Raw genomic sequence first — 13,476 nt, 5'->3', positions numbered from 1 at the left:
CTCTATAATTATTTTATAAATCCAATTTAAAACCTAATACAAACGTTCTTGGGATGGTTAAATTCGCACCATCATAATATCCGTTATAGTTTACCAATTCCGGATCTGCACCAGAAAAATTAGTTACTGTAAAAACGTTCATAGCAGTTGCATATAAATATGCTCTTCTGAAATTTCCTGATTTTTTAAACAACGTCGTTTTACCAAAGTCATAACCTATTGTTACTGATCTCAGTTTCATGTACGATGCATTTTCCAGGAATAAATCCTGATCTACTCTGTATGCATCAACATCGCTCCATGGGTTGTAAATCGGATAAGTTTTTTCATTATCAAATGTTTGCCATGAAGAAACTTCCTTAACAGAGTTGATATCATTTCCAGCTTCACGGTTGATAAATCCATAACGGGTTGACTCATATTGATTCATCGCCTTTTGTCCCAACGCAAATATTAAATTAAAATTAAGATCAAAACCTTTGTAGGCAAGTGTGTTATTCCAACCACCAATGAATTTTGGCAATCTGTCACCAGTCAGGACTTTGTCCTTACTGTCTATCCTATTGTCATTATTATAATCTACCCAGTTTGGATCTCCTGCCTTCAATGGTATCCCATTAAATGTTCTACCTGCTGGAACTTCTCCGTTGCTACCGTAAATGCCATTGTTAGTATATAGCCAGAAACTACCTACAGGCTTACCCACAACTAACTTGTTGTCGCCGTTGATCACTTCAGTCAAACCTTCCGGCAATGCCTTAAGCTCATTTTTATTGTAATTTAAGTTAACGCTAGTATTCCAGTTTATTCCATTAGGCTTACTGATCACCAATCCGTTTAGCATCAATTCCAGACCTTTGTTGTTAATATTCATACCCGTTTTGTGAGTAAGACCATAACCTGTCTCGAATGGCACCGGAATCCCGATAATCTGATTTTTATCGTCTCTGTTATAAGCTGTAACTGCTGCATTCAACCTGTTATTAAAGAAAGATGCATCTATCGTTAAATTGGTTCTGTCTGCATATGGCAATGTAATTCCATATCCAATGAAACCACTGTCGTAAGGCCTGTTAATTCCAAGTCTACCACCGTATCCAGGTATTGTTGGCTCCTCAAACCATCCATTTTCTGAACGATATTGAGGTCCGGCAGCATAGCGGTCATCAAGGAAAATTCTAATACTTCTACCCCAACCTGCACTAATGTTTAACTTGTCAAAAGTAGTACTGGTTTTAAAAAATTGCTCCTTAAGATTGAAATTCGCATTAAACGCCGGAGTGGTCACCCATCTGCTGTCTGGCTGTCCGTTTGATGAACCATCTCTTCTAAGAATCGCACTTAACTCGAAAATGTTATTATAGCTATACTTTGCAGAGCCATAAATAGACATCAAATTATTTTTTTCCTTATCAATATATCTGAAAACATAAAATCCGCCAGAAGATAAAGTATTTAAATATCCGCCTGTTGCTGAATTACCGTTAACCAGGTTCAACTTTACATAATCATTAGGGCCATTGTAAGCTCGTGCGTAATTATATTTATAAGTATCTCCCTGTAAACTTTGTCCTACTTCAAAATCAATCGTATTTTTCTTATCTATTGTATATTTATAAGATGCCTCATTATTCATAATGAGGCGTTGACTATAACCGAAATAGTTAGAAATATAACTAACACCATCCATTAAAGTTGAAGGCGTAAAATAATCCCTGCTACCTTCATTATAATCAAAAATCAAGCTTGTCGAAAGAATTACTTTATTCACTTTCGCACTTAACGTAAGGTTACCATTTAGGATTGAAGAACGGTTGTTATCAACATTTTTATCATTCTCAGTAAGGAACCCGCTATAAATAGCTGCATTAGGAGATAACGGACTTGACAAATCCGGTATATACCTGGTTTCTGCAAAACGATCTCTTAAACTCTTATTTCTAAATCTATCTAAACGAACCGCATTTACCACACTTGAAACTGTGAGCCATTTAAATGGTGCCATATTGATTCCAAAGAAAAGATTGTATCTATTGATCTTCGTATCGTCGGCATTACCTGCATTCTTCGTACCTGAACCAAAAAATCTAAAATTAGCTCTGTCACTACCACCGGTAATCCCCAAATCAGCTGAAAACGTAGGTGTGTTTTTATAATATAGATCATTCCAGTTTGACGGACCATAGTAGGCTGTATTCGTAGAGTCCCTTAAGTAAGATGCATAACCATCGTAATTCTCGGCAGTTGCATATTTTTGATAAAAAGGCTTTCTGAAATTATTCTCATAAACCCCGTTAACTGTGTTTACATTAGGAGGTGTTACGTAACCGAAATAAGAATTCAAGCTAATGTCTTTAAGACCTGCTCTTGCATTCTTTGTCGTGATATATATTGCTCCATTCGCAGCATTTGGGCCCAGTTTAGCCAATTCAAAAGGATCCTTAACTACTGTAATTGACTGTACGTTCTCAATATTAATTTGTGACAGCAAATTTGTAGCGGGGCCAATTCTATTGTAGTCGTATTTTTGTACATCAAAAGCAAAAGGATTATCCTGTACGAGTGGTACGCCGTTTAAATAAACGGCCGGCTGCAATGCATAGATATCTCTTTTTGTAAATAATAGGCCTGATGCTCCCTGAACAATGATACTTTGCTCAGTACCTGGTTCTCCGTTTGGCTCCTGCACGTATACTCCAGCCAAATTTCCCTTAATTATTTGTTGCAATGACAAATTAGGAACTGGAGCTGAAGAACGAATATTTATGGTATCACGTCCAGTTTTAAATCTCTGCAACGCTTTAACCATCTGACCAATTGTATCTGTTTTTATGGAATAAATGGATGAATCCTTCTTAGACTTGGTAGTATCTTGCTGAAAAACAAAATAGCTCTTGTCTGATGTCTTATGCCACGTTTTATTAGCATATAAAGATTGTAATCCAAAAATAGATAAAAACAAGGTAAAAGAAACGCTTGTATAAATTTTAACCATTTTATTAGTTTAATTAAAGTTTTAGTGTTTAAAAAATAATCTCGATTGTTAAAATACCAATTGGAAATTACATCGATTTGAGATTATTGGCCATAGAAACGCCAAAGGACAAAGAGTAATTTTTTTTGAACATAGAATTTGGATTAGGATTGTTTAATATTAATTCTTAGCGCAAAAAAATGCATTAAGAACGATTAGTTTGTTTTAGATTTAGTTATAACCAATAGAAAGAGAGATCATGCAATCGATGACCTCTGTCATCTTATTTATTAAAGATGAGTAAATCGGTTTTCGAAAAGATTAAAGTAAAGGTTTGGTTCATAGTCGGTTTTTTGGGTTAGGTTGTTCTGTTCATTTATATAAAATATATGTTCAATACTATTGTTCCCTAAACAATTAACTTACACATATTTAAATATACAAAAACTAAAGTATAACATTAAGTCTAACATGTTATATATAATATCAACGCAAACGGTTGATATTCAAATTACCCTATTTATTTTAACCGGAAGCTTTCTTTACAAGAACTACTTAAAAAAAAATTGGATTCATTAACCATAAAGAGTTAAAAATATTGTGATAATCACAAAATAGATCAATTAATTTCTTCAAAGAAGAAAAGACGAAGAAAAACAAAGTGTTGATGCAAGCAGAATGCCAATGCTATTCAAAAAAACAACACAACCGTTTGCATTACATAAAAACCGCCTTAATAGTAACAAAAAGGAGGCTTACGATATAACAGACTCACGAAAAATCAACTTTTCACTGTCTTAAATCTGTGTTTAAACTACTAAAAAGGACATTCTGCCCTTTGGAATCTTTGACAAAATTAATTCAGTTTTTACACTTTATTGCAAAACAGATATGAAAACGTTTTCACAAAGTAAAGCAGAATAAATATACAATGCAAATTTTTTTAAACTTTACATTAGGCTATGGGACAGTCAAAGTAATATATTACCTGATTAATAACTATTTATTGATCAAGACGATTAAAATTAAATATAGTATTGATAAAAATTTCTCATGAAAACGTTGTCATAAAAGGCATGAAATAGCTACGGCAACAATACAATCAATGTGTTCAGCTCCGATAATACCTACTAAAATAATAAAGCAATGAATTACCTGACCTCACCAAGGTATAAAGAAAAATAAGACTCCGGAAAACTCATAAACAATGACGAATCGTCGGCATTAGCGGCCTGCTAAATACTAAGTGATACTGCTACCGATTAAAGCCAGTCAATGATAGATAGGATGACCTAAAAATCATGCATATCGCCGCTCAATAAACAGCAAGTATTTATGAACAAAAGTGCAGTTACTCCGCACATGATGAATTGGCCTGAAAACAAAAAAGCCACTCGTTTGAGTGGCTTTTGCGGACCGGACGGGACTCGAACCCGCGACCTCCGCCGTGACAGGGCGGCATTCTAACCAGCTGAACTACCGGTCCGTTTTCCCGTTGTTTGTATCGTTGTTTCGTTTCGGGATTGCAAATATAGGCACTTAATTCAACTTTGCAACATTTATTTTAAAATAATTGCAAGTCCTTAATTTCCAGAACCTTCTTTTAACTTCTCTGCATTCTCAGCAAATTGCAATGCATCAATTAGCTCCTGAACTCCACCATCCATAATTCCGTTCAGGTTATAAAGCGTCAATCCGATACGGTGATCAGTAACCCTGCCTTGAGGATAATTATAGGTCCTGATCTTAGCTGAACGGTCTCCCGTAGACACCATTGTCTTTCTCCTGGCTGCGATATCACCATTTTTTTTCTGCAGCTCAATATCGTAAAGCTTACTGCGCAGCATCTCCATGGCAATAACCCGGTTACCCAACTGAGAGCGCTCCTGCTGACAAACCACTACAATTCCTGAAGGTCTGTGCGTCAACTGCACCTTAGTTTCTACCTTATTTACATTTTGTCCACCCGCACCACCAGAACGTGAGGTCTGCAGGTCAATATCAGCTGGATTAACATAAAGATCAATTTCTTCAGCTTCTGGTAAAACAGCAACTGAGGCTGCTGAAGTATGAACGCGGCCCTGAGTTTCTGTATCTGGCACACGCTGTACGCGATGCACACCAGATTCATATTTCAACTGTCCGTAAACATCTTCGCCACTCACCTTTAAAATCACCTCTTTGTAGCCTCCGGCTGTACCTTCTGTTACGTCAACAGTTTCTACTTTCCAGCCTTTTTGTTCAAAGAAGCGACTGTACATTCTGTACAAATCCCCAGCAAACAAAGCAGCTTCATCACCGCCTGTACCACCTCTAATCTCGAATACTGCATTCTTGGCATCCTCAGGGTCTACCGGAATCAGCATCAGCCTAATCTTCTCCTCCATCTCCTCCTGCTGAACCAATAGCAAATCAAGCTCTTCTTTAGCCATATCACGCATCTCTGCATCTTTCTCTGTGCTTAAGATCTCCTTATTCGCTTCAATGTTGCTCATCACATTCTTGTAGACCTTATACTCCTCTACAATTTTACCAAGATCTTTATACTCTTTATTCAAAGCCGCAAAACGCTTCATATCCTGCATGGTATCAGGATTACTTAACTGCTCCTCAACATCTTCCCAACGCAGTTTAATTGCTTCTAATTTTTCTAACATATCTTTTTCAGAAACTTATATGATCATTAAGCCTCAATCTGGTTATAATTGAACACTTAATGCATGATTTTTATTCGGGCAGCAAAATTACAGCTTTTTTAATTAACCTTCTCAAAATACTTAAGACTTAATTCATTACCATCAAATACGGCATAAGAGTTAAAATTAATCCACTCTCCTATATTTACATATTTACTATTTGCAGTCAGATTTATTTCAAGTGGCAAATGCCTGTGTCCGAATACAAAGTAATCATAATGTTGTTTTAACAATTGCTCCCTTGCATAAATCGCCAGCCATTCATTTTCCTCACCCAAAAACACTTCTTCTTTGTTATTAGCAGCTCTACTATGTCCGGACCAGCCATTTGCTATTCCAAGACCAATTCTTGGAGGGATTAGCGAAAACAGCCATTGACAAACAGGATTTCTAAAAACCCTTCTTAGCAACTTATATTTCTTGTCACCCGGCCCCAATCCGTCACCATGATGTAAAAAGAACCTTTTCCCCGCCCGCTCAATAACCAATTCGTCGCTTACAATTTCAATTCCAATTTCCTTGATAAAGTAATCATCGACCCACATATCGTGGTTCCCCTTAAAAAAGTAAATCTTAATTCCGCCGTCAGCCATAGCCGCAAGCTTACCCTGCAAACGAATGAATCCTTTGGGAACAACCGTCTTGTATTCAAACCAAAAGTCAAATATATCTCCCATCAAGAACAGCTCACTACAGCTTGATTCAATGTAAGTTAACCATCTAACGATGCGATCTTCACGTTTTCTGCTCTCCTCAAAATCAGGAGAGCCTAAATGAAAATCAGAGGCGAAATATATGTTCTTAGTCATCAATAAAACAAAGATAAACAAAATATCAACCAGGTTTCATTTCAGAAGTTCTACAGATTATGTAGAATATTAACAAATAGAATCGTTATTGATAACAAAAGTTCGTAAATTCGCACAAATTTTAAACACATGATTTCTACTGATATAGCCATTATTGGCGCCGGACCCGTAGGTTTATTTGCAATTTTTGAAGCTGGATTATTGAAGATGCGTTGTCATTTAATTGATTATTTGCCTCAGGTGGGTGGACAACTATCTGAAATATATCCTAAAAAACCAATCTACGACATCCCTGGCTACCCGACAGTATTGGCTCAGGAACTAATCGACAACCTGATGGAACAAGGAAAACCTTTTCATCCTGGTTTTACATTAGGTGAACGTATAGAAGGTTTAGAAAAACGTGGTGAAGGGGATTTTGTACTGACCACAAACATGGGTACAATTATAGAATCCAAGGTGGTCGTAATTGCAGGCGGACTAGGCTGTTTCGAACCTCGTAAACCAGCGGTAGCCGGTCTTGAGCAATTTGAAAATGGCAGAGGGGTAAATTATATGATCCTTGATCCGGAGCAATACCGCGGACAAAAGATGGTAATTGCAGGTGGGGGCGACTCTGCCCTGGACTGGACCATCTTCCTTGCTGATATCGTAGAGGAATTAACACTGGTACACCGCAGCGAAAGCTTCCGTGGCGCGCCTGATTCTGTAAACAAAGTAATGGCATTAGCTGAAAGTGGTAAAATCAACCTGATCTTAAACAGCAACCTTAACTCTGTATCTGGCTCAGGAAAACTTGAAAATGTAGAAATCGTTCACAACAAAACATTAGAGGCTACCAACGTTGCTGCTGATCACCTGATTCCTTTGTTTGGCTTAAGTCCTAAATTAGGACCTATTGAGCAATGGAACCTAAACATCAGCAAAAGTGCAATAGAGGTAAATACAGATGATTATTCAACCAATATCCCTGGTATATATGCAATTGGCGACATCAATACCTATACAAATAAATTAAAACTGATACTTTGTGGTTTCCACGAAGCAGCTTTAATGAGCCATAGCGCATATCAATATATGAACCCGGGAATTAAATACACCATGAAATACACTACTGTAAACGGTGTATCAGAATTTTAAACATGGAAGAAAATAACATTACCCTACACGTCCAAAATTCGGACGGCAGCCGTACAACTCTTGAAGCTCCTGTAGACATGGGACTCAGCCTAATGGAATACCTTAAAGCTTGTGAGTATGATATACTTGCTACTTGTGGAGGAATGGCACTTTGCGCGACCTGCTGTGTAGATGTACTCGAAGGCGAAGAAAAACTCAATGAAATGACCGATGATGAGTATGCTATGCTTGACACCCTGCCGGATTTGTTACCAAATTCAAGGCTGGCCTGCCAACTGCAATTAAACCCGGCCATGGACGGCTTGGTTGTCAAACTTCATCACGCAGAATAAAGCTTAATTTTCAACCGCAGCGGCAGTAACTGTTTTGGTGGGGTTGCCTATAATTTTATACTCACCCTCACCTTTCAAAATAGCAAGCATTTTAGTAGAATTAACCAACAAAGATTTAGCAGCCGCCAATTCTTTATCATACTGAAATGCTTGTATAACTCTACCTTTATCGTAATAATAACGGCTTACGATCTGAGTCTCCAATACTTTCTTAATTTCATGCTTATAGGTTAGCAAATCTGTTCTCTTAGCTCCAAGCATCTTAGTCTTCAAATCATCCAGATCAGCTTTAACAGCTGCCAGTTTATTCTCTTTTTCAGCTTCTGTTCGAAGATCCGACAACAATCTTTCTGTACGTGAGGTATAAGAATAATCCTTTCCGGCCAGCGAAGACACAAACTGATTATAATCGGCGTCACTCAACTGAAAGCTCTCAGCTGGCGCTATAGTTTTATTTTTCTTTTTAAAATCATTGGCGTAGTCAAAGAACAAATTCTTGCTCACGATAGATATCGTAACAGGGCTTGGTTTTGAGTTGGCCACCACCACATCCGGATACACACCATTGCCGTCATAGACATTTCTGCCTGCCTTTGTATTGAATTTATTAGCCACAGAATCTGCAAACTTAAGCGTCTTCCCATTCGCATCCCTATGGGCATAATCCAATGCCTGGATACATCTCCCTGATGGAGTAAAGTATTTCGCTACTGTAACCTTAACAAGACTATTGTAAGGCAAATTAAATGTCTGTTGTACCAGACCTTTACCATAACTCCGCTGCCCAACTACAATTGCTCTATCCAAATCCTGTAAGGCTCCTGCTACGATTTCAGAAGCTGAAGCAGATGAACCTCCTACCAAAACAACCAGGGGCATCTGTGGTAATAACGGGTCGCTATAGGTTTTATAAGTAACGGTTTTCTGAGGGTTTCTCCCTTTCTGAGTCACCACGGTGATGTCTTTATTGATAAACAGGTTTACAATCTTTACTGCCTCCTGCAAAATACCACCGCCGTTATACCTCAAATCAAGAATCATACCCTTAGGTTGCTGCTTATTCAAAGCAACCGCAGCTTCTCTTACCTCCTGAGCGGAATTTTCAAGAAACTTATCCAGACGGATGTAAGCAATGTTATTGTCCGTCATGCCTGAATAAGACACGTTAGGCTGCTTAATCTCTTCCCTGGTTAGCTTCTTACTGATGACAGCCCCATCTCTGATGACCAGCAGGTCAACAGACGATCCCTTCGGACCGCGTAAAAGCTGACTGATTTGATTACGGTCCTTGCCTTTAACCTCATTTGTATTGATCTTTACAATCTGGTCCCCCGGCTTCACTCCTTCTTTATCTGCCGGGTAGCCCTGACTCACTTCATTAACAAACAACTTCCCTTCTATAAACAGCGTACTGGCACCAATACCTCCATATTGTGTACTCACATACTTTAGTTTATAATCCTCAATCTCCGATTCTGGAACATACTCCGTGTAAGGATCAAGCCCGTCAAGCATAGCATCTATGCCGGTACGCATTAAATCTGAAGGATTGGTTTCATCAACATAATTGATGTTGATCTCCTTATATAAAGAAGCAAAAATATCAAGGTTCTTCGATACCAAAAACAAGTCTTCCTTGAAGGACCATGTTAAAGAAGCAAAAGCGATAAGCGCAAATGCGGCGGCGAGTTTGTATTTTTTCATCATGCACGAATCCGTTTAGATATAAAAATACACAAAAAAACTATAATCTATTCCCCTCAGGGTCAGCAAGTGCCTTTTTTATTGTAAATTCAACATAATCCCTATCCCGTTTCACCAAATCCATCAATTGCTGAACCAGCTGATCCTCCTGACCAGGAGTAAAAGAAAGATTTACTTGAGCCAAATCACGATATTTTCTTAAAAATTTGATCTTAACCTTTTTCCAGGTTTCAGGAGTAAGTGTAAAACTTGCCATAAATAAATACTTTGAGGCAAAAATAGGAAAATTTATCAGAGCTATGTATGCATTTTTACAACAAAAACCCCGGCCGCTGCCAACCGGGGTCTGAATAAAAAATGCAATTATCAATAGGCTCGGACTAAGGCGTCATTTACAGCCTTTAGTAATGAATTCGCCCCGTTTGAATCCTGATAAAACTCCCACATCAACATGCCGTTAGCAGACGATTTAGCCAACAAAGCCTTTTCTTTTGCCAATGGAACTCCATTGTAATAGTATACAGATCCTGAAACAGTGAAAGACTCCAGGTTAGGGTCAGCGCCCTGTCTCAGCAGATCTCTAAAAGTAATTGCAGTATTCGCCGAGTTCTTACCATAAGCTGGCATACCCAATACTGCTTTCGCCTTAGGAATTCCTTTTTGGGTGATCCAGTAGTTCAACACATCCTGAGCCAATATCAGGGATGAATGATTCGGATTGCCTTTATAATTGGCACCATCATAGGCCATCAGATTGATAAAATCCATTGCCTCCACAGCCCCCAGCGTAATGCCATCTCTTATTCCTCCTGCGTATACTCCCGCAGTTACCGCAGCACTCAAATATTTATGCCAGGCATGCAGTTCCGCAGAGAGATCCTTCATAAATGCCTCGTAGGTTATCTGATTCCCCCGGTCTGCCGTAGGGTATTCCCAGTCGATATCTATTCCATCCAGATCATTATTAACCGCAAAACTCACAATATTCGCGATAAACTTCTTTCTCAGGGAAGGATCCCTGACCAGGTTCTCATAGATTTCCTTTTCAGCTGCTGAAACGCCGGCAATAGAGACGGCGAATTTCACTCCATTGTCCTTCGCCATTTGTTTCATTTTCTGAAAATTCGCCGGTTTCGCAATAGCTTTTATTGTACCATCTGCGTTAGGGTAGGCAAATGCATAATGCAAATGCGTAATCATCTTATACTTCCTGAGTTCTATAGAATCCGGCTCTCTTGATTCCGCATAGTAGGCTACTATTTTAAAATCAGTATTGGACACATAAGGGGTTGCAGGCTTTTGCCTGACCACAGTATTACCCGTATTGTAGTTATCCGGAACTTCAGCAATGTCCTTCTTGCATGCCTGCAGGATCAAAAGACATAAAGTCAGTGAATATAGTATCTTTTTCATATGTAATTACCTTAATGTGTTGTCTATTGCTAAACCATATGGAGCATAACCTTTTATCAGGAAAGTCTTCGCATTACTGCCGTTCAGCTCATACCTGTAAATGCCCGACTTATCCTTCTCCGCTGCATTTACCGTCGAAGCATTAGGATTAGCAGGAGCGACATTCTCCTTAATGGTATCATTATGCCTGAATCCAATGTACAAATAGCCGCCATTGGCATCGCCCGGCCTGATATCCAGCGCCATTCCCGTTACAAAGGTCTGCTCATTAGCACCTCCCTGGTTAGAGAAATTTGCCAGATCATCGATCAGCTGAACATTGGTACCATCCAAATTACACTTAAACAATCCCTTAGTCCCAAAATTACTCGTGAAATAGATCTTGTTGCCCACTGTATCTACCACGAAGCTCTTAACTGCACTGTTAATATCTATTTTCTTAGAAAAGGTCTTGTCTTTCCTATAAACAAAGATGGCTTTACCGGCACTCGAGGCCTTAGACATCCATATTTCATTTTTTACAATCCTGATCGCTCCGTCTACCCAGGTACTCACGCTGGTTCCACCATTATCCGCCGGCGCAGGGGTTATAAATGCTCCCGGATATTGCACCTGCTTGGCAGTTGTAGACACCGTCCTGATACCGTTATTTCTAATCACGAAATACATCATTCCAGCCTGATCTATCGCATGGTTAAACGGATCAATCTGGTAACCTGTACCCGCTCCTGTGAAAAGTCCGGTGTTTTGAGTCAATACCACTTTATCCTTTCCTTCCAGATCTACAGAATAAATCTGCCCGTCGCCATTTTGCCAGGCTACCGTTTCCGGTAAAGCACCACTAGGAAATTTGATGATGTTGCCCGGCTCGTTTACGTAAAGCCTTCCATTATATACACTCAAACCAAATGGATTCACACCCGTAGTTATACTCAATGGCTCTACCTTTCTCGTGGCCTCATTGGTGGTTAGGGCATATTTATAGATCTTATTGGTCACCACATCAGTAAAGTACAGTATCTTCGCCAGCTCTCCTTTTACGTTTACCTGCACTGTTGTCACCAGCGTTTCTTCTCCGTCATTTATAGTTAGCTTCACCGTATGTATACCTTCGGTTTTGAAGATAACCTTCGGATTTTGTAGTGTGGAAGTCAACCCAGGCTCACCAAAATCCCAGGAGAACGTAAGGTTCTTATCAGGAAATTTAAATGCCAGTCCTTTAAATTCAAATTCACCCAATACCAGTATATTCTCAGGAACAACAATCCTTGGCTTCATCTTAACCACATTGATCTCTCTAGTGATGGAATCCACTCTGCCCCCCTGCCATGCCACAAGCGTGACCTTGTAATTTCCCGGAATGGCGTAAACAAGTGTATCCGGCACAACCTTTTCACTGGTAGCGCCTTCCGAAAGCCCTTGTTTACTGAGCGTCTTCCCATTTGGAAATTTCCATAAAAACTTCTCCGAAAACCTCGACCTGTTTACCAGGATCAGTTTAGTTGGCGCAGTAATTTCTCCCTGAGGAAAATCAAAGTGCACGTTAAAATCACCGGTAGGTTCAATCCTGGTAATCTCATCGTCTTTACAGCCTGCCAGAGACAGGAACAGCGAGAAGAAATACAATAAATATCTTTTTTTCATAATGCTTAATACTTAGTCTGAAAAACATTAATTACCTCGTTTACAGCAGATTTCTGAGCAGTAACTTTTACTTTCAGCGTCACAATCAGATCTCCTTTTTTTGTAGCAGTCTTTAGCGCATTGCTAATCAAAAGCTGCTTGGTCAGGTTCTTATTCAGATTCTCCTTACCTGCAGCCGTCAACGACGCTCCGCTGATATCTCCTGCAGGAGCAGCTGGAAACAATGCTTTGTAATCCAGAACATTGATACTCCTCGACAAAAGGTCCTTAAGGGATTTAAATCCCTCTTCACTGATTGCATTGATCAAAGCAGCATCCTTAGCATCCGCTTGCTTAAACTCTTTATAGGCTTCACGGATCACGTAAGAATCTGAAAGTGTCTCAAAATACCGGTTCAGGTCACTCTTGTCGACCGTACGCCATACTTCTTCTTTATGCAGTGAATCCACTATCAGAAAAGCAGGTGTCTTATCATCTATCCAGCTATTAAGGGAAGTATTGTTCAGTTCCAGGTTAACTGCATATTTTTCTACCGCAGTCCTGATAAATTCAACTTTAGCAATCTGATCACTCACATGCCAGGTTGAAGCGGTTATTACAATGGAATCTCCCAAAGCAGGAGTCCTGTTATTTAAGGTAACCCGCAGAGATGCCCTATGGTCGTCATTGCTGCTGCCAACAATATCCTCAATAGGACTCTCTTTCTTGCAGGCAAGCACAAACATGGCCAGCACCGCGACTAAAAATATCTTATATAATTTCAT

At 39.2% G+C, this 13,476-nt stretch carries 10 protein-coding genes and 1 tRNA gene; 2 read left to right on the top strand and 9 right to left on the bottom strand.

Translation table 11 applies throughout. The features are described from left to right. Window positions 1–13: 13 nt before the first annotated feature. The 4 genes from FA047_RS15320 to FA047_RS15305 all read right to left on the bottom strand — a co-directional run bounded on the left by FA047_RS15320 (window position 14) and on the right by FA047_RS15305 (window position 6,479). Window positions 14–2,995 carry a SusC/RagA family TonB-linked outer membrane protein gene (locus tag FA047_RS15320; protein ID WP_136836948.1) on the bottom strand — a complete coding sequence of 994 codons (2,982 nt, stop codon included), beginning with the start codon at window positions 2,993–2,995 and terminating at the stop codon, window positions 14–16. A gap of 1,391 nt (window positions 2,996–4,386) precedes the next feature. Beyond that, window positions 4,387–4,460 (bottom strand) — tRNA-Asp (locus FA047_RS15315). Between the two features lie 97 nt (window positions 4,461–4,557). Continuing rightward, window positions 4,558–5,631, bottom strand: a complete 1,074-nt coding sequence (gene prfA / locus FA047_RS15310; protein WP_136836947.1) for a peptide chain release factor 1 — start codon at window positions 5,629–5,631, stop codon at window positions 4,558–4,560. A gap of 98 nt (window positions 5,632–5,729) precedes the next feature. Continuing rightward, window positions 5,730–6,479 (bottom strand): UDP-2,3-diacylglucosamine diphosphatase, encoded by a 750-nt coding sequence (locus FA047_RS15305; protein WP_136836946.1) that lies wholly within the window; start codon window positions 6,477–6,479, stop codon window positions 5,730–5,732. A 129-nt stretch (window positions 6,480–6,608) separates the two neighbouring features. Between FA047_RS15305 and FA047_RS15300 the strand changes: the two genes are divergently transcribed. Together FA047_RS15300 and FA047_RS15295 are read left to right on the top strand one after the other, a co-directional pair. Further along, on the top strand, window positions 6,609–7,619 hold the full coding sequence (locus FA047_RS15300; RefSeq protein WP_136836945.1) for an NAD(P)/FAD-dependent oxidoreductase: 1,011 nt from the start codon (window positions 6,609–6,611) through the stop codon (window positions 7,617–7,619). A 2-nt stretch (window positions 7,620–7,621) separates the two neighbouring features. After that, on the top strand, window positions 7,622–7,951 hold the full coding sequence (locus FA047_RS15295; protein ID WP_136836944.1) for a 2Fe-2S iron-sulfur cluster-binding protein: 330 nt from the start codon (window positions 7,622–7,624) through the stop codon (window positions 7,949–7,951). Between the two features lie 3 nt (window positions 7,952–7,954). Here the strand turns inward: FA047_RS15295 and FA047_RS15290 are convergent, their stop codons facing one another. From FA047_RS15290 to FA047_RS15270, 5 genes are all read right to left on the bottom strand, one after another. Continuing rightward, on the bottom strand, window positions 7,955–9,658 hold the full coding sequence (locus tag FA047_RS15290; RefSeq protein ID WP_225872751.1) for a S41 family peptidase: 1,704 nt from the start codon (window positions 9,656–9,658) through the stop codon (window positions 7,955–7,957). Between the two features lie 37 nt (window positions 9,659–9,695). Further along, window positions 9,696–9,911 carry a hypothetical protein gene (locus tag FA047_RS15285; protein ID WP_136836943.1) on the bottom strand — a complete coding sequence of 72 codons (216 nt, stop codon included), beginning with the start codon at window positions 9,909–9,911 and terminating at the stop codon, window positions 9,696–9,698. Window positions 9,912–10,021: 110 nt separating this feature from the next. After that, the gene (locus FA047_RS15280) at window positions 10,022–11,068 is read right to left on the bottom strand and encodes a glycosyl hydrolase family 18 protein (RefSeq protein ID WP_136836942.1); all 1,047 of its coding nucleotides are present in this window, start codon (window positions 11,066–11,068) and stop codon (window positions 10,022–10,024) included. Window positions 11,069–11,074: 6 nt separating this feature from the next. Continuing rightward, window positions 11,075–12,712 carry a PKD domain-containing protein gene (locus FA047_RS15275; RefSeq protein WP_136836941.1) on the bottom strand — a complete coding sequence of 546 codons (1,638 nt, stop codon included), beginning with the start codon at window positions 12,710–12,712 and terminating at the stop codon, window positions 11,075–11,077. Window positions 12,713–12,717: 5 nt separating this feature from the next. Continuing rightward, on the bottom strand, window positions 12,718–13,476 hold the full coding sequence (locus tag FA047_RS15270; protein ID WP_136836940.1) for a hypothetical protein: 759 nt from the start codon (window positions 13,474–13,476) through the stop codon (window positions 12,718–12,720).

Origin of the sequence: Pedobacter frigoris, assembly GCF_005116445.1 — a bacterium.
Classification (GTDB): Bacteria; Bacteroidota; Bacteroidia; order Sphingobacteriales; family Sphingobacteriaceae; genus Pedobacter; species Pedobacter frigoris.
The sequence above is the reverse complement of the archived record's forward strand: the minus strand, read 5'-3'. Positions and strand labels throughout refer to the sequence as shown.

Coding starts and splice junctions, on each gene's coding strand:
- FA047_RS15275 (WP_136836941.1), bottom strand. CDS start 12,712: ATGAAAAAAAGATATTTATTGTATTTCTTCTCGCTGTTCCTGTCTCTG.
- FA047_RS15300 (WP_136836945.1), top strand. CDS start 6,609: ATGATTTCTACTGATATAGCCATTATTGGCGCCGGACCCGTAGGTTTA.
- FA047_RS15295 (WP_136836944.1), top strand. CDS start 7,622: ATGGAAGAAAATAACATTACCCTACACGTCCAAAATTCGGACGGCAGC.
- FA047_RS15320 (WP_136836948.1), bottom strand. CDS start 2,995: ATGGTTAAAATTTATACAAGCGTTTCTTTTACCTTGTTTTTATCTATT.
- FA047_RS15285 (WP_136836943.1), bottom strand. CDS start 9,911: ATGGCAAGTTTTACACTTACTCCTGAAACCTGGAAAAAGGTTAAGATC.
- FA047_RS15305 (WP_136836946.1), bottom strand. CDS start 6,479: ATGACTAAGAACATATATTTCGCCTCTGATTTTCATTTAGGCTCTCCT.
- prfA (WP_136836947.1), bottom strand. CDS start 5,631: ATGTTAGAAAAATTAGAAGCAATTAAACTGCGTTGGGAAGATGTTGAG.
- FA047_RS15270 (WP_136836940.1), bottom strand. CDS start 13,476: ATGAAATTATATAAGATATTTTTAGTCGCGGTGCTGGCCATGTTTGTG.
- FA047_RS15280 (WP_136836942.1), bottom strand. CDS start 11,068: ATGAAAAAGATACTATATTCACTGACTTTATGTCTTTTGATCCTGCAG.
- FA047_RS15290 (WP_225872751.1), bottom strand. CDS start 9,658: ATGATGAAAAAATACAAACTCGCCGCCGCATTTGCGCTTATCGCTTTT.